This is a genomic window from Paracoccus sp. FO-3 (genome assembly GCF_006386455.1).
In the GTDB taxonomy this organism is placed as follows: Bacteria; Pseudomonadota; Alphaproteobacteria; order Rhodobacterales; family Rhodobacteraceae; genus Paracoccus; species Paracoccus versutus.
The window spans coordinates 24988-42134 of record NZ_VCBQ01000042.1; the positions used below are offsets into that span (position 1 = coordinate 24988).

The 17147-nt window shown below is 69.6% G+C and carries 19 protein-coding genes; 11 read left to right on the top strand and 8 right to left on the bottom strand.

All coding sequences use genetic code 11. The features are described 5' to 3' along the window. Nucleotides 1-72: 72 nt before the first annotated feature. The 3 genes from FE811_RS13290 (at nt 73) to FE811_RS27470 (ending at nt 2843) form a co-directional block, all read left to right on the top strand. Entirely contained in the window at nt 73-1347 is a 1275-nt protein-coding gene (locus FE811_RS13290) for an NtaA/DmoA family FMN-dependent monooxygenase (RefSeq protein ID WP_255469732.1), read from the top strand. A gap of 176 nt (nt 1348-1523) precedes the next feature. Next, nucleotides 1524-2345 carry a hypothetical protein gene (locus tag FE811_RS13295; RefSeq protein WP_140847845.1) on the top strand — a complete coding sequence of 274 codons (822 nt, stop codon included), beginning with the start codon at nt 1524-1526 and terminating at the stop codon, nt 2343-2345. Nucleotides 2346-2696: 351 nt separating this feature from the next. Beyond that, a complete protein-coding gene (locus FE811_RS27470; RefSeq protein ID WP_166435594.1) occupies nt 2697-2843 on the top strand; it encodes a hypothetical protein in 147 nt (48 codons plus the stop codon). Nucleotides 2844-2903: 60 nt separating this feature from the next. On the opposite strand, the gene FE811_RS13300 is transcribed toward FE811_RS27470, so the two are convergent. Beyond that, on the bottom strand, nt 2904-3590 hold the full coding sequence (locus tag FE811_RS13300; protein ID WP_116222689.1) for a type 1 glutamine amidotransferase domain-containing protein: 687 nt from the start codon (nt 3588-3590) through the stop codon (nt 2904-2906). Next, nucleotides 3587-4864 (bottom strand): NADH:flavin oxidoreductase/NADH oxidase family protein, encoded by a 1278-nt coding sequence (locus FE811_RS13305; RefSeq protein ID WP_116222690.1) that lies wholly within the window; start codon nt 4862-4864, stop codon nt 3587-3589. Before FE811_RS13305 ends, FE811_RS13300 begins: the two co-directional genes overlap by 4 nt. A gap of 74 nt (nt 4865-4938) precedes the next feature. Between FE811_RS13305 and FE811_RS13310 the strand changes: the two genes are divergently transcribed. The 8 genes from FE811_RS13310 (at nt 4939) to FE811_RS13345 (ending at nt 12196) form a co-directional block, all read left to right on the top strand. After that, the gene (locus FE811_RS13310; protein ID WP_116222691.1) at nt 4939-5304 is read left to right on the top strand and encodes a MerR family transcriptional regulator; all 366 of its coding nucleotides are present in this window, start codon (nt 4939-4941) and stop codon (nt 5302-5304) included. Nucleotides 5305-5941: 637 nt separating this feature from the next. Continuing rightward, nucleotides 5942-6415, top strand: coding sequence for a FeoA family protein (locus tag FE811_RS13315; protein ID WP_116222692.1), 474 nt, complete (start codon nt 5942-5944; stop codon nt 6413-6415). After that, on the top strand, nt 6412-8730 hold the full coding sequence (feoB, locus tag FE811_RS13320; RefSeq protein ID WP_116222693.1) for a Fe(2+) transporter permease subunit FeoB: 2319 nt from the start codon (nt 6412-6414) through the stop codon (nt 8728-8730). Before FE811_RS13315 ends, feoB begins: the two co-directional genes overlap by 4 nt. Beyond that, nucleotides 8727-8984 (top strand): FeoC-like transcriptional regulator, encoded by a 258-nt coding sequence (locus tag FE811_RS13325; protein ID WP_036755104.1) that lies wholly within the window; start codon nt 8727-8729, stop codon nt 8982-8984. Before feoB ends, FE811_RS13325 begins: the two co-directional genes overlap by 4 nt. Then, nucleotides 8977-9327 (top strand): hypothetical protein, encoded by a 351-nt coding sequence (locus tag FE811_RS13330; protein ID WP_140847848.1) that lies wholly within the window; start codon nt 8977-8979, stop codon nt 9325-9327. The genes FE811_RS13325 and FE811_RS13330 overlap by 8 nt, the downstream gene beginning before the upstream one ends. Beyond that, on the top strand, nt 9324-9635 hold the full coding sequence (locus FE811_RS13335) for a hypothetical protein (RefSeq protein WP_116222695.1): 312 nt from the start codon (nt 9324-9326) through the stop codon (nt 9633-9635). The genes FE811_RS13330 and FE811_RS13335 overlap by 4 nt, the downstream gene beginning before the upstream one ends. A 2-nt stretch (nt 9636-9637) precedes the next feature. Beyond that, nucleotides 9638-10123, top strand: a complete 486-nt coding sequence (locus FE811_RS13340) for a hypothetical protein (protein ID WP_114537851.1) — start codon at nt 9638-9640, stop codon at nt 10121-10123. Between the two features lie 3 nt (nt 10124-10126). Beyond that, entirely contained in the window at nt 10127-12196 is a 2070-nt protein-coding gene (locus tag FE811_RS13345; RefSeq protein WP_116222696.1) for a heavy metal translocating P-type ATPase, read from the top strand. 129 nt (nt 12197-12325) lie between these two features. Here the strand turns inward: FE811_RS13345 and FE811_RS13350 are convergent, their stop codons facing one another. The 6 genes from FE811_RS13350 to FE811_RS13375 all read right to left on the bottom strand — a co-directional run. After that, entirely contained in the window at nt 12326-13063 is a 738-nt protein-coding gene (locus tag FE811_RS13350) for an aspartate/glutamate racemase family protein (protein WP_208861649.1), read from the bottom strand. Between the two features lie 44 nt (nt 13064-13107). After that, nucleotides 13108-13815: an aspartate/glutamate racemase family protein gene (locus FE811_RS13355; RefSeq protein ID WP_072462565.1), complete on the bottom strand. Its 708-nt coding sequence runs from the start codon at nt 13813-13815 to the stop codon at nt 13108-13110. A gap of 7 nt (nt 13816-13822) precedes the next feature. Next, entirely contained in the window at nt 13823-14536 is a 714-nt protein-coding gene (locus FE811_RS13360) for an ABC transporter ATP-binding protein (protein ID WP_208021360.1), read from the bottom strand. Between the two features lie 13 nt (nt 14537-14549). Beyond that, nucleotides 14550-15332, bottom strand: coding sequence for an ABC transporter ATP-binding protein (locus tag FE811_RS13365; protein ID WP_036755116.1), 783 nt, complete (start codon nt 15330-15332; stop codon nt 14550-14552). Then, nucleotides 15329-16345: a branched-chain amino acid ABC transporter permease gene (locus FE811_RS13370; RefSeq protein ID WP_240540221.1), complete on the bottom strand. Its 1017-nt coding sequence runs from the start codon at nt 16343-16345 to the stop codon at nt 15329-15331. The genes FE811_RS13365 and FE811_RS13370 overlap by 4 nt, the downstream gene beginning before the upstream one ends. Nucleotides 16346-16355: 10 nt before the next feature. Continuing rightward, on the bottom strand, nt 16356-17147 hold a 792-nt coding region (locus FE811_RS13375; RefSeq protein WP_140847850.1), incomplete at its 5' end, for a branched-chain amino acid ABC transporter permease.

The window sequence follows — 17147 nt, forward strand, 5'->3', positions numbered from 1 at the left end:
GCCCCCGTGGCGCCGGTCTTCTTTGACAGGCAGGCAGGGCGAATGATGCTCCGACCAAGACTTTGCATCGGCATGTCCGTTGCGCCCACATGGCTCAGCGGCGAAGGCTGGCGGCACAGGGACAGCGGCATCGAGGGGCTTTATTCCAGCGACCTGGCGCTGGACGTGGCCCGGCGGGCCGAGGCGGCGCATATGGATTTCGTCTTTCGCCCCGACGCCAGCTTCCTGCCCCTGCCGGTGATGGCGCAATCCTTCGGCTTTTCCAGCTTGGACCCGACCCTGCTTCTGGCCTCGATCGCGCGGGAAACCCGCCGGATCGGGCTGGTCACGACCATCTCGACCACCTTCGGCCATCCCTATCACGCCGCGCGCCAGCTGATGTCGCTGCATTGGCTCAGCCGGGGCCGGGCGGGGTGGAACGTCGTCACCGCCTTGCAGGGCAACGAGAATTTCGGCCTGCCCGAGATGCCCTCGTCCGAGGCGCGCTATGCCCGCGCGGCCGAGTTCACCGAGGTGGTGCGCCGGCTCTGGGCCAGCTTCCCGGCCGAGGCGCTGCTGGTCGACCGCGAGAACGGCCGCTATGCCGATACCGACCTGATCCTGCCCATCGACCACCACGGCCCGCAGTTCCAGGTCAGCGGGCCGATGAACCTGCCGCAATATCCCGGCCCGGACATTCCGCTGATGCAGGCCGGCGGATCAAGCCTGGGGGTGGATTTCGCCGGGCAGGTCGCCGACATGGTCTTCGGCATGACGCCCGACATGCCGACCGCGCTGGAGATGCGGCGGCAATTGTCCGAACGCGCGCTGGCCCATGGCCGCCAGCCCCGCGACGTGCGGCTGCTGCCGGGCCTGAGCCTTTACCTGGGCAAGACGCGGGACGAGGCGCGGGCGCTGTTCCTGGCCACCCACGCCCGGATCGACCGCCGCCAGCGCATGCGGCTGGCCCAGGAATTCCTGGGCCTCGACCTGCGGGACTGGCCCGAGGACCGGCCGATCACCCCGGCGGACCTGCCGGCCGACCACCGCTCGTCCCGCTGCGCCAGCCATTGCGAGGCGCTGCGCCGCATCGTGCGCGACCAGCGCCCGACGCCCGCCGACCTGCTGGCCCGGCCCGAGATCCTGGCCTCGGTGCATTGGCAGGTGATCGGCACGGTCGAGGATGCGGTCCGGGAGATCGCCGCCTGGTTCCGCGCCGGCGCCATCGACGGCTTCATCGCCGTGCCGGGCGGCTCGATCCGCTCGCTGGACCTGCTGCTGGAGGCGCTGATCCCGCGGCTGGTGCAGGAGGGGCTGTTCCGGCCGCGATACTCGGCCGATACCCTGCGCGGCCATCTGGAGGAATGACCGGCCGCCCGGCCGCAAGCTGCGCGAGTGCAGGATCGGGACCATGCGATCCGCTCCCGCTGGCGGTTTCGCGGGCCTGGCTGCCTGTCACGGTCGTGCCCCGTGCAACTTCATTGCCCGGTGACAGGCCGCCCGCGCCGCCTATAGTGGTCCAGCGCAGTGCAGGAGGATGAATCATGCATGTTGTATCGCTGCTTCGCACCGACATGTTCGCGATCCGCATCGGCGGCAGGCCCGCAGGGCTGGACGAGCTTTTCCCCGGCTGGACCGAGCTTGACCGTTTCGGCCTGGTGATCGACGAGCCCGTGGGCGGGGTCGGCGCCACCCACCTGCTGCAATCCGCGATGATGGCCTATTACGACGCGAAACCCTCGCGCCGCAGCAGCCGCGCCGTCTATCCCGAGATCTATGCCTTCCATATCGGCAAGTGCCACGGCGCCCATGCGCCCTATGATTTCTGGCCCGCCCGGCGCGAGGTGATCCTGCGTACCGACGATCACCGCGAGGTGCTAGATGCGATCAACGACCGCGGCATCACCCGCCTCGCCGTTCCCGACCGCCCCTTGCGTGAGGTGGTGCATCGCCCGAAAGAGGTCGAGGCCGCGCTCGACCGCATCGCCTCTGCCTTCGTCTATGACGCCACGGGGCGGGTGACGGGCGGCGATGTCGAGATCGCGGGGACCGACAAGCGCACCGAGTTCAATCCTGCGCAGGTGCTGCGCCCGGTTTCCGAGATCGTCGCGATGCGCCGTTCGCCCGGCGCGGTCTCGAGCAGCGGCATCCCGATCAAGGAAGCCGATGACGATTATGCGCATTGGCTGGTCGCCTGCGACGCCGAGATCGCCCCCGAAGAGCGGGAAAGGGCGCTGCAGACCCGGCAGGCCCTGCGCTCGCCCGAGGGGCTGGCGACCGAGACCTATCGCCGGGTGGAGGTGTCCGAGGCGCTGAAGCGCCTGGCTTCCGCAGGACAGCCCCGCCGCGCCGCTTCGGCGGAATGAGGGTCGCAGGACATTCGCCATGACCCACCGGCCCAGCGGCATGGTGTGACGCTTCCCCAATCAGCCGCGCAGCATCCGGGCGATCCGTTTCGCCGTGGCCTTGGCCGAGGCGCTGAAGCGCCTGGCTTTCGCAGGACAGCCCCGCCGCGCCGCTTCGGCGGAATGAGGGTCGCAGGACATTCGCCATGACCCACCGGCCCAGCGGCATGGTGTGACGCTTCCCCAATCAGCCGCGCAGCATCCGGGCGATCCGTTTCGCCGTGGCCTTGGCCGAGGCGCTGAAGCGCCTGGCTTCCGCAGGACAGCCCCGCCGCGCCGCTTCGGCGGAATGAGGGTCGCAGGACATTCGCCATGACCCACCGGCCCAGCGGCATGGTGTGGCGCTTCCCCATTCAGCCGCGCAGCATCCGGGCGATCCGTTTCGCCATGGCCTTGGCCGAGGCGCTGAAGCGCCTGGCTTTCGCAGGACAGCTCCGCCGCGCCGCTTCGGCGGAATGAGGGCCGCAGGACATTCGCCATGACCCACCGGCCCAGCGGCATAGCGTGGCGCTTCCCCAATCATTCCCGCAGCAGCCGAGCGATGTGCCGGGCAGTGGCCTTGGCCGAGGCGGGGTTCTGGCCCGTCACCAGCCGCCCGTCGGCGACGACATGCGGGACGAAGGGCAGCCACGCCTTGCGGTAGAGCGCGCCACGGCGGATCATCTCGGCCTCGGCATCGAAGGGCATCGCCTTGGCCACCCCGGCGAGGATCTCCTCGCGCCATGAAAACCCGGTGACGCGGCGGCCCGCCACCAGAAGCCGGCCGTCCGAAAGCCGGGTGTTCAAGAGCCCGCAATAGCCGTGGCAGACCGCGCCGACGATGCCGCCCCGCTCCCATATCTCGCGGGTGATGCGCTGCAATCCGGCGCTGTCGGGGAAATCCCACATCACCCCATGCCCGCCGGTGAAATAGATGGCGTCGTAATCGGCCGGGTCGATCCGGTCGGGCGCGGCGGTCTCTTCCAGCAGCGCCATCCGGGCCGGATCGTCCCGCCAGGCCCGCGCCGAGGCGTCCAGCAGCGGCCATCTCAGCGCCCGCGGTTCCAGCGGCGCGCGGCCGCCTTGCGGGCTGGCCAGGTGCTGGGCATGGCCCTGGGCGGCAAAGATGTCCCAGGCATGGGTCAGTTCCGACAGCCACAGCCCGGTGGGGTGGCTCGGGTCGTCGTAATGCGCGGTATTGGTCACGACATGCAGGATGCGTTTCATGGGCTCTCGCCTCCTTGCTGGCGGGCCTGCAACCAGGCGCGATAGCGGCGGCTGCGCCAGGCGGTCCTGACCTGGTCGAGGACTGCCACGCCGGGCGCCCAGGCGCGGGGCGTCGGTGCCTTGCCCGCACCCATGCGGCGCAGTTGCAGCTTGGCCAGCGCCATGGTGGCGAGGCTCGCCAGCGGGCGGCTTTTCCAGCGCACCCCTGGCACCTCGGCCACCGCCTCTCCCGCGCGCCAGCGGTTCGGCAGGTCGGGCGCCCAGGCCAGCGCCTGCGCAAGGCCGACCATGGCCACGCCGGGGCGGCCGTCCTCGGGGGCCAGCGCGGCCTCGGCCGTGGCGCGGCGGCGGATCCCGCCCGTGACCAGCACCGGCATATGCGCCACCGCCACCACGTCGCGGGCGAAATCGACGAAATAGGCCTCGCGCGCCACGGTGCTGGCGGCGGCGGGCCGGCCATGCATGGCCGGGCTTTCGTAGCTGCCGCCCGACAGCTCGACCAGGTCGACGGGCAGGTCGTTCAGCATCCGCACCACGGCGACCGCATCCTCGGCCCCGAACCCGCCCTTCTGGAAATCCGAGGAGTTCAGCTTGACCCCCAGTCCGAAGCCGGGCGAGACCCGCGTGCGCACCGCCCGGACGATCTCGACCAGCAGCCGGGCGCGGTTCTCCAGGCTGCCGCCCCATTCGTCGGTCCGCAGGTTGGTCAGCGGCGACAGGAACTGGCTCAGCAGATAGCCATGCGCGGCATGGATCTGCACCCCGTCGAAGCCCGCCTGTTCGGCCAGCGCGGCGGTTTCGGCAAAGCGGCGGATCACCTCGGCGATCTCTGCGCCGGTCATGGCGCGGGGCTGCGCGAAGAGGCGCGAGGCGCCCTCCATTCGCATCGGCACCGCCGAGGGGGCGATGGCCTCGGGCGCGGTGCGGGCAAAGACCTGGCGGCCGGGATGGTTGATCTGCATCCAGAGCCGCGCCCCGTTCACGCGCCCCGCCGCCGCCCAGTCCTTGAACGGCGCCAGCGGCTGGCTTGCGTCGAGGATAACCCCGGCAGGCCCCGTCACCGCATCGGGCGCGACCATAACATTGCCGGTGACGATCAGCCCGGCGCCACCCTCGGCCCATTGTCGGTAAAGCCGGCCCAGGCGCTCCCCCGGCAGGTGGCGTAGGTCGGCCATGTTCTCCTCCATCGCCGCCTTGGCGATGCGGTTGGGGATGGTCTGGCCGCTGGGCAGCGGAAGCGGCTGGAACAGCGGGGATTGGGACATATCCGGCATGCGGCGCGATCCTTTCTTGTCGTGTCGCATCGGGATATAGGGTTTGAACCTAGGTTTAAGGTCAAGGGGCCAGAATGAAGATCGGTGAGATCGCGAAAGCAGCAGGCTTGACGACCTCGCGCATCCGCTTCTACGAGAGGCGCGGCATCATCGCGCCTGCCGCACGCGGGCCGAACGGCTATCGGGACTACCCCGAGGAACTGGTCGCGCTTTTGCGTTTCATCGAGCAGGCGCAGGGGCTGGGCTTCACCCTGCGCGAGATCGCCAGCGTCGAGGTCCGTTCCGGCCCGCATCCGATCTCCTGCGCCGAGGCGATCCGCCTGCTGAGCGCAAAGCGCGATGCGGTGGACGCGCTGATCGCCGAGGCGCGGCAGCGAAAGCGCAGGATCGAGGCGCTGATCGGGGAATTGCAGGCGAGCCAGGCGGGGACCACGGGATAAGGGCGGGGGTGGCCCTTACCCCGTCGGTGTCGAGTGTCGGGCCAAGCCGGCTTGCGATTGCCTGCGACGATCTCGATCGTCCTGCTGTTCGCGCAGGGCGGCCGGATCGTTGACGAGAAGCCGCGTCTCGCCTCGGTGCGTGAGGCGGAGGTCGGTGCCCCAAGGGGGCTGCTGGGAAACGGTGCCTTGGCGGCGATCCGTCGGCCTCGGCACCGGGACGGGTTCAGAGGAAAGGCTGGCCGCGGTTTCTCGCCTGCGGCGCGGGGCGGCATCTGGGGGCTGTTGGGAAACGCGGTCTCGGCGATGCGATCCGTCGGCTCAGGCGCGGGGACGGGTGCAGAGGAACGGCTCGCCGCGGGCGGCAGACCGTGGTGCCGAGCGGCGATCCCGCGGGCGGCTATGCGGGAAGGCTGGCGATCCCGGTCGATTTCGCCGCCAGGCGCGGCATGGGCATGGCGCGGCCACCCGGAAACGGCTGAGCCGCGCGGTGCGGGACAGACCCCTTTGGCCCGGCCGGGCCGGGCACGGCGCGCCTGGATTGATGCGGATCAAGGACGGCAAGGGCGAATCGGGCTAGGATCAAATAATCCGGGCAAGCCGCCGCCAGCTCGTTTCCTCCTTGCCAACGAGGTCATCCATGTGCGCGGTATCCCTTGACGAAGCCCCGGACGGCGCGCTTGGGGTGCGCGCCATCGAGGCCCCGCCCGAAGAACAGCTTCGCCTGTCCGATCTGGGCCTGCATGTCGGCTGCCGCCTGCGCGTGGTGCAGCGCAGCGGGGCAGGGCTGCTGGTGTCCATCAACGAGGATGCGCGGCTGACGCTGGACCTGGACACCGCGCGGCGGGTCAAGGTGCGGCTGCTGGAGCCGGCCATGCCGGCGCTGACGCTTTCCGACCTGGTGCCGGGGGACAGGGCGCGGATCCTCGGGCTGGGCCGTGGCGCCGCAGGCTATCGCCAGCGGCTGATGTCCATGGGCCTGACGCCCGGCGTCGAATTCGCCATCACCCGCGTCGCGCCCCTTGGCGATCCGGTCGAGATCAGCCTGCGCGGCTTTGCCATGAGCCTGCGCAAGGCCGAGGCCGCCCTTCTGTCGGTGGAGAAGCTGCAATGACCATCGTCATCGGCGTCGTCGGCAACCCCAATTGCGGCAAGAGCACGCTTTTCAACATCCTGACCGGCGCGCGGCAGGAGGTGGGCAACTGGCCCGGCGTGACGGTCGAGAAAAAGACCGGCCGCTTCCGCCACCAGAACCGGGTCTATGAGCTGGTCGACCTGCCCGGCGTCTATTCGCTGGGCGCGACCGTGCAGGTGTCCGAGGACGAGCGCGTCGCGCGCGACTTCGTGCTGTCGGGCGCGGCGCAGGTGATCGTCAATATCGTCGATGCCTCGAACCTGGAGCGCAACCTCTACCTCACCACGCAGCTGCTGGAGATGCAGGTGCCGATCGTGGTCGCGCTGAACATGGTCGACATCGCGGCGCGGCGGGGGCTGGCCATCGACCGGGCTGGGCTGGAGCGCGCGCTCGGCTGCCCGGTGATCGAGGTCGTGGCCTCGCGCGGGACCGGCATCGAGGCGCTGAAGCGCGCGATCACCGCCGCCCCCGGCCCAGGCACCGAGCCGCGCTATGCGCCCGAGATCGAGGCCGCCGTCGCCGCGCTGATGCCCCATGCCGGCAGCCGCTGGCGGGCGCTGAAGCTGATCGAGGGCGACCCGCCGACGCTGGCCGGGACCGGGGGCGAACTGGAATCGCAGATCGCCGCCGCCCGCGACGGGCTGGAGCGCGCGCTGGGCGAGGACAGCGACATCCTGATCGCCGATGCCCGCTTCGGCTTCGTGACCGGGATTGTCTCTGCGGTGCTGACCCGGCCGCATGACGTCTCGCGCACCATGTCGGACCGGATCGACCGGGTGGTGCTGAACCGCTGGCTGGGGATCCCGATCTTCCTGGCGATGATGTATCTGATGTTCTTCTTCACCATTTCCATCGGCGGCGCCTTCATCGACTTCTTCGACATCGCGGTGGGCGCGGTGGCGGTCGACGGCTTCGGCCGGGCTCTGTCCTCGATCGGCCTGCCGGAATGGCTGGTGGTGCTGCTGGCCGACGGGGTGGGCGGCGGCATCCAGACGGTGGCGACCTTCATCCCGATCATCGCCTTTCTCTACCTGTTCCTGTCGGTGCTGGAGGATTCGGGCTACATGGCGCGGGCGGCCTTCGTCATGGACCGGGCGATGCGCTTCATCGGCCTGCCGGGAAAAAGCTTCGTGCCGCTGATCGTCGGTTTCGGCTGCAACGTGCCCGCGATCATGGCCACGCGCACGCTGGAAAGCCGTCGCGACCGGCTGCTGACGGTGATGATGGCGCCCTTCATGTCCTGCGGGGCGCGGCTGCCGGTCTATGCGCTGTTCGCCGCCGCCTTCTTTCCCGAAACCGGGCAGAACCTGGTCTTCCTGCTATACGTCATCGGCATCGCCGCGGCGGTGCTGACCGGGCTCTTGCTGAAGAACACGGTGCTGAAAGGCGATGCCTCGCCCTTCATCATGGAACTGCCGCCCTATCACCTGCCGACCTTCACCACGGTGATCCTGCGCGCCTGGGACCGGCTCAAGGCGTTCATCGTCAAGGCCGGGCGGGTGATCGTGCCGGTGGTCGTGGTGCTGAACTTCCTCAATTCGGTCGGCACCGACGGCAGCTTCGGCCACCAGGACGAGACGGATTCGGTCCTGTCCGCCATCGGGCGCGGCATCGTGCCGGTGTTCCGCCCCATGGGCATGACCGACGACAACTGGCCCGCCGCCGTGGGCGTCTTTACCGGCATCCTGGCGAAAGAGGCGGTGATCGGCACGCTGAACGCGCTTTACACCCAGCTTGGCGTCGCGGAAGCCGGCGGCGAGGCGGCCGAGGAAGAGGCGCCCGGCATCGGCGAACAGATCGCGACCGCCCTTGCCACCATTCCCGCGAACCTGGCCGATGCCTTCGGCTCGGCCGGCGATCCGCTGGGGATCGACGTCTCCTATACGGCCGAGGGCGAGGATGCGGCGGCCGAGGAGCTTGAGGTCGCCCCCGCCGCCTTCCGCGCGATGGAGGCGCGTTTCGACGGGCAGGCCGGCGCCTTCGCCTATCTGCTGATGATCCTGCTCTACATGCCCTGCGTGGCCGCGGTGGGCGCGATCTGGCACGAGGTCGGCTGGCGCTGGACCGCGTTCTCGGCCGGCTGGACCACGGGGCTGGGCTGGACGGCGGCGACACTGTTCTACCAAGGCGCGCGCTTTGGCCGCGACCCGGCGCAGGCGACGCTCTGGATCGCCTTCTGCCTCGCGCTGCTGGCCGGGTCGATGGCCGCGCTTTGGGTGGTGGGCCATTCGGTCGCGCGCAGGCGGCTGCCCGAGCGCCCGCCGCTGCCGGACCGGATCGGAGGTGCTGCATGACCACGCTGGCCGCCCTTCGCGACTATATGGAGCGCGCGCATCGCGCCAGCCTGACCGACCTGTCCATCGCGCTGGAGACCAGCCGCGACAATGCCCATGCGATGATGCAGATCTGGGCCGCCAAGGGTCGCGCCCGGCTGGTGGCCGATGCTTGCGGTTCCTGCGGCAAGGGGCCGGTATGCTGCACCTGCCCGGTGGCCGAGATGCTGCCCGAGGTCTGGGAATGGATCCCGCGCGAGGTGCCCCATGGCTGATCCCATGCCCGATCTGGCCCCCTTCCTGCACCTGCGCCGCCATGTCACCGTGGCCCATCACGTTGCCGGCCGCATCCGGCTGAAGCTGGCGCCCGCGGCGCTCAGGGACATGCCCTCGGCCGATCCGGCGCCGTTCCTCGACCTGTTGCGCCGCCTGCCGCTGCGGATCGCGCGGCTCAACCCGGCGGCGCTGTCGGTGGTGGTGGAATACGATCCGCAGGTGATCGGCGCGGCGGATTGGCAGGTCATCTTGAACGGAGGGGCCGCGGAGATCGCCGCGGCCCTGAACCGCCAGCTTGGGGACGGCGCGTCCCCGCACCAGTCGCAAAGGAGCATCCCATGAGCAACGATTATCAATCCGGCCCCGGCCAGCCCCACGGCTGGGGCTATGGCCAGGGGCCGCAGGGCGGGCCCTATGGCTATGGTCCGGGTCCGGGACCGGGTCCGCGCCGGGTCGATCTGCTGGACGTGCTGGAGGGGGTGATGCAGGACGGGCTCAGCCTGTCGAACCTCGGCCGGATCGCGCGGGCCAGCGGCTCGAAATTCTGGCTCGGCGCGGCCATCGGCGCCGGCGTGGTGGTCCTGGCCCGCAAGCCGGAACTGCGCGAGGTCGTCTCGCAGGTCTTTCACAAGCCCGGTCAGGAGGGGTGAGCATGTCGAGCAAGGATAACGGCGGGGTGCATTATCACTATCACTTCTACGGCAGCCAGGGCTGGCCGGCGCCCGATCCGGCCCAGCAGATGGCCCCTCAGCCCCAGCCGCAACCTCAGCCATGGGCCGGCCCGCCGGCCTTTCCCGGCTATCGCGGCCAGCCCGGCCAGCCCGCGCCGGGCATGGCCAATCCGCACCCGCATCCGCAGGCGGATTCGCTGGTCAAGGGGCTGGCGGTCGGCGCCGGCGCGGCCTGGCTTCTGACCAGCGAGCCGGCGCAGCGCGTCATCATGCGCACCGCGGTGCAGCTTTGGGCGACGCTGCAGGGCGGGATCGAGGAGTTGAAGGAACGCTATCACGACGCCGAGGCCGAAGCGGCCGCCGAAGCCGCGGCGACGCCCGAAGCCCCCGCCGAGGCCCCCGCCGAGCCCCAGGCGGCGGTCGATCCCCAGGCCGACCGCAGCGGCCCGCGCCCGGTGAACGGCTAGGCCATGCGGATCGCCCATGAACTGCCCGGCCGCCTGCGCCTGCGGCTGCCGGCCGATGCCGCGCTGATCGCGCGGGCGGGGGCGGCGATCCGCGCCCTGCCGGGCGTGACCGGGCTGCGGGTGAACCGGCGGGGCGGCTCGGTCGTGGTCCTTCATGACGGCCGCCCCGGTCTGCGCGCACGCATCCTCGCCACCGCCGCCAACCCGCCCGCCCATGCCGAGGGCTTCGTGCCGCCCGAGGGGGCGGACGGGCTGGACCTGGCGCTGGCGGCTGGCTCGGTCGCCGGGGCCTTCGCCCTGCCGCGCCCCCTGGCCGCGCTGGCCACCTGGGCGAATGTCGCCCGCCCGGTCCTGACCGGCGCCGGGGCAGCGCTGACCCAGGGGCTGAAGGTCGAGGTGCTGGACGCCATCGCCATGGGCCTGCCGGCGCTGCGCGGCGAATACGGCACGGCGAACTTCACCCGCTTCCTGATGGAGCTGGCGAATTACATCGAGGCGGGCACCGAGCAGCGCTCGGACGAGCTGTTGCGCACGCTGCTGCACCGCCGCCCCGACGACGTCTGGGTCGAGCGCGGCGGCCAGACCGTCCGCGTCCCCTTCGACAGCCTGCAGGGCGGCGAAAGCGTCGTGGTCGGCATGGGCGAGACCGTGCCCGTCGACGGGCTGGTGCTGGCGGGCGCGGGCTATGTCGACCAGTCGGCAGTGACGGGCGAAAGCCTGCCCCTGTCGCGGATGCCGGGCGAGGTGGCGCTGTCGGGCGGCATCGTCACCGACGGCCGGCTGGTGATCCGCGCCGACCGGGTGGGCGACGCCACCACCACCGGCCGCATCACCCGCTATATCCAGGAGGCGCTGGAACGCCCGGCCGAGATCGAGACCGTGTCCGAGCAGCTTGCCGACAAGCGCATCGGCATCACGCTGGCCTCGGCCGCCGGGGTCTTTGCCGCGACGCGCGACTGGCGGCGGATGGAATCGGTCTTCATGGTCGATTATTCCTGCACCGTGAAGCTGGGCACCCCCATCGCCATCAAGAGCGCGATGTATCGCGCCGCGAAACAGGGCTGCCTGATCAAGTCCGGCCAGGCGCTGGAGGCGCTGGCGGGCGTCGATACGCTGGTCTTCGACAAGACAGGGACGCTGACCCACAATACGCTGCAAGTCACCGACATCGTGCCGCTGGCCAGGGGCGTGGACGAAGAGCGGGCCGTGGCCATGGTCGCCTCGCTGGGGGAACACACCGCCCATCCCATCGCCCGCGCGGTGGTGGAACTGGCGCAGGCCCGGCATCTGGCCCATGTCGCGCATGAAGAGGTGAACTTCATCGTCGGCCACGGCGTCGAGGGCAGGATCGGCGGCAACGTGATCCGCTTCGGCAGCCGGCATTTCCTGGAAGACGACGAACATGTCTCCTTCGCCGCCGAACGCGCGCGGGTCGAGGCGCTGAAGGCCGAGGGCAAGTCGATGCTCTATGCCGCGCAGGACGACCGCCCGCTGGCGATGTTCGCCCTGCGCGACCGGCTGCGGGACGAGGCGGCGCCGGTGCTGGCGCGGCTGCGGGCGATGGGCATCCGGCGCATGGTGATGATCACCGGCGACGCGCGCGAAAAGGCGCTGGCCTTCGGCCGCGTGCTGGGCATGGACGAGGTGCATTACGAACAGCAGCCCGAGGACAAGGCCAGCCTGATCGCCGCGCTCAAGGCGCAGGGCGCCAAGGTCGCCTATGTCGGCGACGGGGTGAACGACGGGCCGGCGCTGATGGTGGCCGATGTGGGCCTTGCCATGCCGCGCGCGGCCGACATCGCGCGGGCGACCGCCGACGTGCTGCTGGTCGAGGACCGGCTGGACGCCTTGGCCGACGTGCTGGAGATCGCGCAGGACACGATGGCGCTGATCCGCTCGAACTTCCGCGTCGCGGTGGGGGTGAACTCGGCAATCCTGGCCGGGGCGACGACGGGCCTGCTTGCGCCCGCGACCACGGCGCTCTTGCATAACGGCACGACCATCGCGGTCCTCGTCCGCTCGATGCGGCATCGGCGGGCGCTTGGCATGACCCGCAGGCCCGTCGGCGCCTGAGCGGCGCCAGGCCCGGCCGTTCCGCAGGCTTGCCGCGACGGCGATCCGCCTTGCCTGGCCGGCATCACGGCCGCGCCCGGCCGCGGTCGGCTTGCCGTGCGGATCACCCGGCCGCGGCCGGCGACGGCCCTAGTCGATCCCGGCCAGGGCGGCCCTTGTCGCCGCCGCCACCGCCACGACCAGCGGAACCTGGAACTTGTCCTGGATGCGCATCGCGGGGGCCGACAGCGGGCCGCCGCCCATGATGATCGCCGCCGCGCCCTTTTCCGCGATGGCCCGTTCGACCGCATCCGCCAGCGCGGCGTCCAGCGCATCGGCATCCTTGACCAGCTCGTTCGGATCCCCCTCCGTCACCGTGACGCCCTGGTATTGGTCGGCATAGCCCAGCTCCTCGGCCCGCAGGCGGAAGGATTCGAGCAGCCCCTCGTCGGGGGTGATGGTCACGATGGAGAAAGGCCGGCCATCCCGCGCCGCCTCGTGGAACGCCTCTTCGCCGATGCCGAAGACACCGATCCCGGTCACGGCCTGGCGCAGCTCCGGCAGGCCCGGATCGCTGAAGGCGGCCACGATGACCGCGGCGACGCCGGGCTCGGCAGCAACCTCCTGCCCGATGGCGGCGACGCCCCTGGCGGCATTCGCCATGTCCTCGGGCGTGGTCAGCAGCGCGGGAACGCCTGCATTCGTCCGCTCGACGATGGTGGCGCGGTCGCCGGCGACGCCGCGGGCCAGATCGGCCATGCTTCTGGTCGCCTCGGCATTGGAATTGGGGTTGATCAGCACGATGGCGGGCGTTTCCGCCAGCGCCTGGGGAGCAGTCGCCAGGGTCAGCATCAGCGCGGCCAAAACCGGATGGGTGCGGTGTTTCATCTGTCTTACCTCCGTGGGATCAGGATGCGCGGGGCGCGCCAGGGTCAGGCCGGGGCCAGCTTGTGTTGCGGCACCGGGGCATAGCCGCCCAGGCGGGACGTCCGCAGCTTCAGCCGCACCATCGCCTCGCACAGGGTCACGGCACAGCTGACCCCGTCCAGGACGGGGACGCCATGTTCGGCGGCCAGCCGCTCGGTCAGGTCGGTCATCCCGGCGCAGCCCAGCACGATGGCCTCGGCCCGGTCGTCGGCGATGGCGCGGGCGATCTCGCGGCCGATGCGGGCGCTGGCGTTGCTGCCCGGCTCTTCCAGCTCCAGCACGGCGACCTCGGACGAGCGCACCCGCCCGCATCGCGACCACAGGCCATAGCGGTGCAGGTTGTGTTCCAGCGCCGGGACCGAGCGCGCCAGCGTCGTGACCACCGAGAACCTGTTCGAGATCAGCGAGGCCATGTGATAGGCGGCCTCGCCGATGCCGACCACGGGAATGTCGGTCAGGCAGCGCGCCGCATCGAGGCCGGTGTCGTCGAAACAGGCGATCACCACAGCATCGACATCGGGGGTCTCGCGGATCACCTGCAACAGGCCCGACAGGCTCATCGCCTCGTCATAGAAACCCTCGATGGAGGCCGGGCCGCGGGCGGGGTTGGCCGCCACGATCTCGGTTCCGGGCGAGGCCGCGCGCCGGGCGGCGGCGGCGATCTTTTCGGTCATCGAAGCGGTGGTATTGGGGTTCAGAACCAGAATGCGCATGTTTTCCTCAGACATCCCCGCCCAGATAGGCGGCCTTGACGCGCGGGTCGTTCAGCAGCTCGCGCGAATTGCCCGACAGGACGACCTGTCCCAGGGACAGCGCATAGGCCCGGTTCGAGATGGACAGCGCCATGCGGCTGTTCTGCTCGACCAGCAGGACCGACACCCCCTCGTCGCGGCTGATGGCGACGATGGCGCGGGCGATGTCCTGCACCAGCTTGGGCGCGATCCCCAGCGAAGGCTCGTCCAGCAGCAACAGCCTGGGCTTGGCCATCAGCGCGCGGCCGATCACCATCATCTGCTGCTCTCCGCCCGAAAGCGTGCTGGCCTGCTGGTTGAAGCGTTCGCGCAGGCGGGGAAACCGCGTCAGGATGCTTTCCAGCGTCTGTTCGATGCCGGGCTTGTCGCTGCGGGTGAAGGCCCCCATCAGCAGGTTGTCCTTGACGCTCATCAGCGGAAAGACGCGCCGTCCCTCGGGGACCATGGCGATGCCTTTCCTGACGACCTCGGGGGCGGAGGTGCCGTCCAGCCGCTCGCCCATGTAGGTGATCTGGCCGGACTTGATCTTGCGCAGGCCGGTGATCGCCCGCAGGATCGAGGACTTGCCGGCCCCGTTCGCGCCGATCAGCGCCACGGTCTCGCCCTCGTTCAGTTCGATGGACACGCCTTTCAGCGCATAGACATGGTCGTAGTAAAGCTCGACATTGTCGAAGCTGAGCATCCTGGTCATGCGCTTACATCCCGATGGCCGCGTCTTCCGAGCCGAGATAGGCTTCGATGACGCGGGGGTTGGCCTGAATCTCGGCGGGGCTGCCCTCGGCGATCTTCTCGCCGAAGTTGATGCAGACGATCCGGTCCGAGATCTTCATCACCGCGGGCATGTCGTGTTCGACCAGCAGCACGGTCACGCCGCGTTCGTCGCGCAGCCTGCGGACCAGGGCGACCATGCGCATGGTTTCGTCGTGGTTCATGCCGGCGAAGGGTTCGTCCAGCAGGATGACCTGCGGCTGCGTGGCCAGGCCGATGGCCATGCCAAGCGCCCGCAGATGCCCCTGCGGCAGGTTCGAGGCCAGTTCGTCGCGGATGGCGCCCAGGCCCAGGAAGTCGATGATCTCGTCGGCCGAGCGGGCGAATTCTGCCTCGTCCGCGCGCGCGGTGGCGGTGCCCAGGAAATAGCCCAGCAGGCTGGCGCGCGAGCGCAGGTGATGCGAGACGATGACGTTCTCGCGCACGGTCATCGACCGGAAGATGGTGGTTTCCTGAAAGGTGCGCACCACGCCCAGCCGCGCCACCCTGTGCGGGGCCAGCCCCGAGATGCGTTCGCCCTTGAAGCGGACCTCGCCGGTGGTCGGCTTCTCGAAACCGGCGATCTGCTTGAACAGCGTCGATTTCCCGGCGCCGTTCGGCCCGATCACCGACAGGATCTCGCCGGGTGCGACGTCGAAGCTGATGTCGTTGTTCGCCGTCAGCCCGCCGAATTTCTTGGTGACGTTGCGGATTTCCAGGATCGGGCTCATTTGCCGCCCCCCTTCCGGTCAAACAGGCTCAGCACGCCGTTCGGCAGCACCAGCATCAGCGTGATCATCGCCCCCGAATAGATCAGCAGCTGGTATTTCCCGGCCACCGACAGCAGATCCCAGCCGAAATACAGCAGCAGCGTGCCCAGCATCGGGCCGAAGACATAGCCCAGGCCGCCGAGGAAGCAGTAGAGCATGAAGTTCACGCTGTCCTGCACCACGAAGGACGAGGGATAGATGGATTGCGAGATCGACACGAACATCGCCCCCGCGACGCCCCCGAAGAAGCTGGAGATGGCATAGGCCATGATCCGCAGCCATGCGGTGTTGACGCCGATGGAGGCCGAAAGCTCTTCGTTCTGCTGCAGGCTGCGGCACAGGTGGCCCAGGCGCGAGTTCACGATCCGCCACAGGATCACGTAGACCAGGATCATCAGGCCGATGGCGGCGAAATAGAACGCCTGGCGCGGGTTCTGCAGCGTGGCGAAATCGGGGATCAGGGTGATGCCGAAGACCGAGACGCCCCCCGGCAGCGGGATCGAGGTGATGCCCTTGGCCCCGTTCGTCACCGGCAGGGCCAGCGCGGTCAGCCGCGCCACCTCGGTCAGCACCAGCGTGACCATGGCGAAATAGACGCCGCGCAGCCGCAGGATCGGTAGGCCGATCAGCACCGAGATCAGCGCGCAGAACAGCCCCGCCAGCGGCAGGGTCAGCCAGAAGCTGACGCCCGCCTGCGTGATCAGCACGGCCGAGACATAGCCGCCGGCCAGCGCATAGGCCCCCTGTCCGATGTTGATCCGCCCGATATAGAAGGTCAGCCAGACCCCCGCCGCCCCGATGGACAGCAGCGCCACCGAGGTCAGCGTATAGTAGAAGTCCCAGCGGCCGGTCGCCGCGATGAACATGGGCACGGCTGCGAAGACGAAGGCCAGGAAGGCGGCCACGCCCAGCATCTTGGGCATCGTCAGCCCCTTGCCGGCCGCCAAGGGCGCGGCGTGCGGTTGGTTTTGCATCGTCATCGCCTCAGCCCCAGGGTTTGCCCATCAGGCCCTGCGGCCGGATGGCAAGGAAGATCATCAGGGTGGCGAAGATCACCAGATAGGTCACGTCGCCATAGGAGGACAAGACCGACAGGCCGACGCTTTCCATCATCCCCAGGATGAAGCCCCCGGCGATGGCGCCCGAGATCACCCCGGCGCCGCCGATCATGATCATCAGGAAGGCCTTGATCGAGGTGGGCCCGCCCATGCCCAGGTTGACGCCGGTGATCGTGACCAGCAGCGCCCCGACCAGCCCGGCCAGCATCGCGCCCATGGCAAAGCCGATCATGGAATAGCGGTCCACGTCGACGCCCATCAGCTGCGCCGCCACCCGGTCCTGCGCCAGGGCCCGCATGGCGCGGCCGGCCTTGGAATATTGCATGAACAGGATGAAGGCGACGATCAGGCCGATGGCCAGCATCCCGATCAGGATGCGGTCATAGGGCATGATGATGCGGAAGTCCCAGTTGAAGACCCCGTTGACCACCTTGGGCACGCCGCGCTGCTTTTCGCCGAACAGCAGCAGGATCACCGCATCCAGGAAGAAGGCGATCCCCGCCGCCAGCAGCATGGTGGATTCGTCGCGCTTGGAGCGGCGGATGACGGGGCGGAACAGGAACCGCTCGATCAGCCCGCCCAGCACCGCCAGCACCAGGGCCGAGGCGACCAGCCCGACGATGAACGGCATCCCCAGCTGCGCCACGACGGTGTAGCAGACGAAGCCGCCCAGGACATACATCTGCCCATGCGTGTCAACGGCGGAGTAAAACCCGGC

Bases quoted from the DNA above. Each gene is read 5' to 3' on its own strand.
- FE811_RS13290 (WP_255469732.1), top strand. From the start codon at position 73: ATGTCCGTTGCGCCCACATGGCTCAGCGGCGAAGGCTGGCGGCACAGG.
- FE811_RS13295 (WP_140847845.1), top strand. From the start codon at position 1,524: ATGCATGTTGTATCGCTGCTTCGCACCGACATGTTCGCGATCCGCATC.
- FE811_RS27470 (WP_166435594.1), top strand. From the start codon at position 2,697: ATGACCCACCGGCCCAGCGGCATGGTGTGGCGCTTCCCCATTCAGCCG.
- FE811_RS13300 (WP_116222689.1), bottom strand. From the start codon at position 3,590: ATGAAACGCATCCTGCATGTCGTGACCAATACCGCGCATTACGACGAC.
- FE811_RS13305 (WP_116222690.1), bottom strand. From the start codon at position 4,864: ATGCCGGATATGTCCCAATCCCCGCTGTTCCAGCCGCTTCCGCTGCCC.
- FE811_RS13310 (WP_116222691.1), top strand. From the start codon at position 4,939: ATGAAGATCGGTGAGATCGCGAAAGCAGCAGGCTTGACGACCTCGCGC.
- FE811_RS13315 (WP_116222692.1), top strand. From the start codon at position 5,942: ATGTGCGCGGTATCCCTTGACGAAGCCCCGGACGGCGCGCTTGGGGTG.
- feoB (WP_116222693.1), top strand. From the start codon at position 6,412: ATGACCATCGTCATCGGCGTCGTCGGCAACCCCAATTGCGGCAAGAGC.
- FE811_RS13325 (WP_036755104.1), top strand. From the start codon at position 8,727: ATGACCACGCTGGCCGCCCTTCGCGACTATATGGAGCGCGCGCATCGC.
- FE811_RS13330 (WP_140847848.1), top strand. From the start codon at position 8,977: ATGGCTGATCCCATGCCCGATCTGGCCCCCTTCCTGCACCTGCGCCGC.
- FE811_RS13335 (WP_116222695.1), top strand. From the start codon at position 9,324: ATGAGCAACGATTATCAATCCGGCCCCGGCCAGCCCCACGGCTGGGGC.
- FE811_RS13340 (WP_114537851.1), top strand. From the start codon at position 9,638: ATGTCGAGCAAGGATAACGGCGGGGTGCATTATCACTATCACTTCTAC.
- FE811_RS13345 (WP_116222696.1), top strand. From the start codon at position 10,127: ATGCGGATCGCCCATGAACTGCCCGGCCGCCTGCGCCTGCGGCTGCCG.
- FE811_RS13350 (WP_208861649.1), bottom strand. From the start codon at position 13,063: ATGAAACACCGCACCCATCCGGTTTTGGCCGCGCTGATGCTGACCCTG.
- FE811_RS13355 (WP_072462565.1), bottom strand. From the start codon at position 13,815: ATGCGCATTCTGGTTCTGAACCCCAATACCACCGCTTCGATGACCGAA.
- FE811_RS13360 (WP_208021360.1), bottom strand. From the start codon at position 14,536: ATGCTCAGCTTCGACAATGTCGAGCTTTACTACGACCATGTCTATGCG.
- FE811_RS13365 (WP_036755116.1), bottom strand. From the start codon at position 15,332: ATGAGCCCGATCCTGGAAATCCGCAACGTCACCAAGAAATTCGGCGGG.
- FE811_RS13370 (WP_240540221.1), bottom strand. From the start codon at position 16,345: ATGCAAAACCAACCGCACGCCGCGCCCTTGGCGGCCGGCAAGGGGCTG.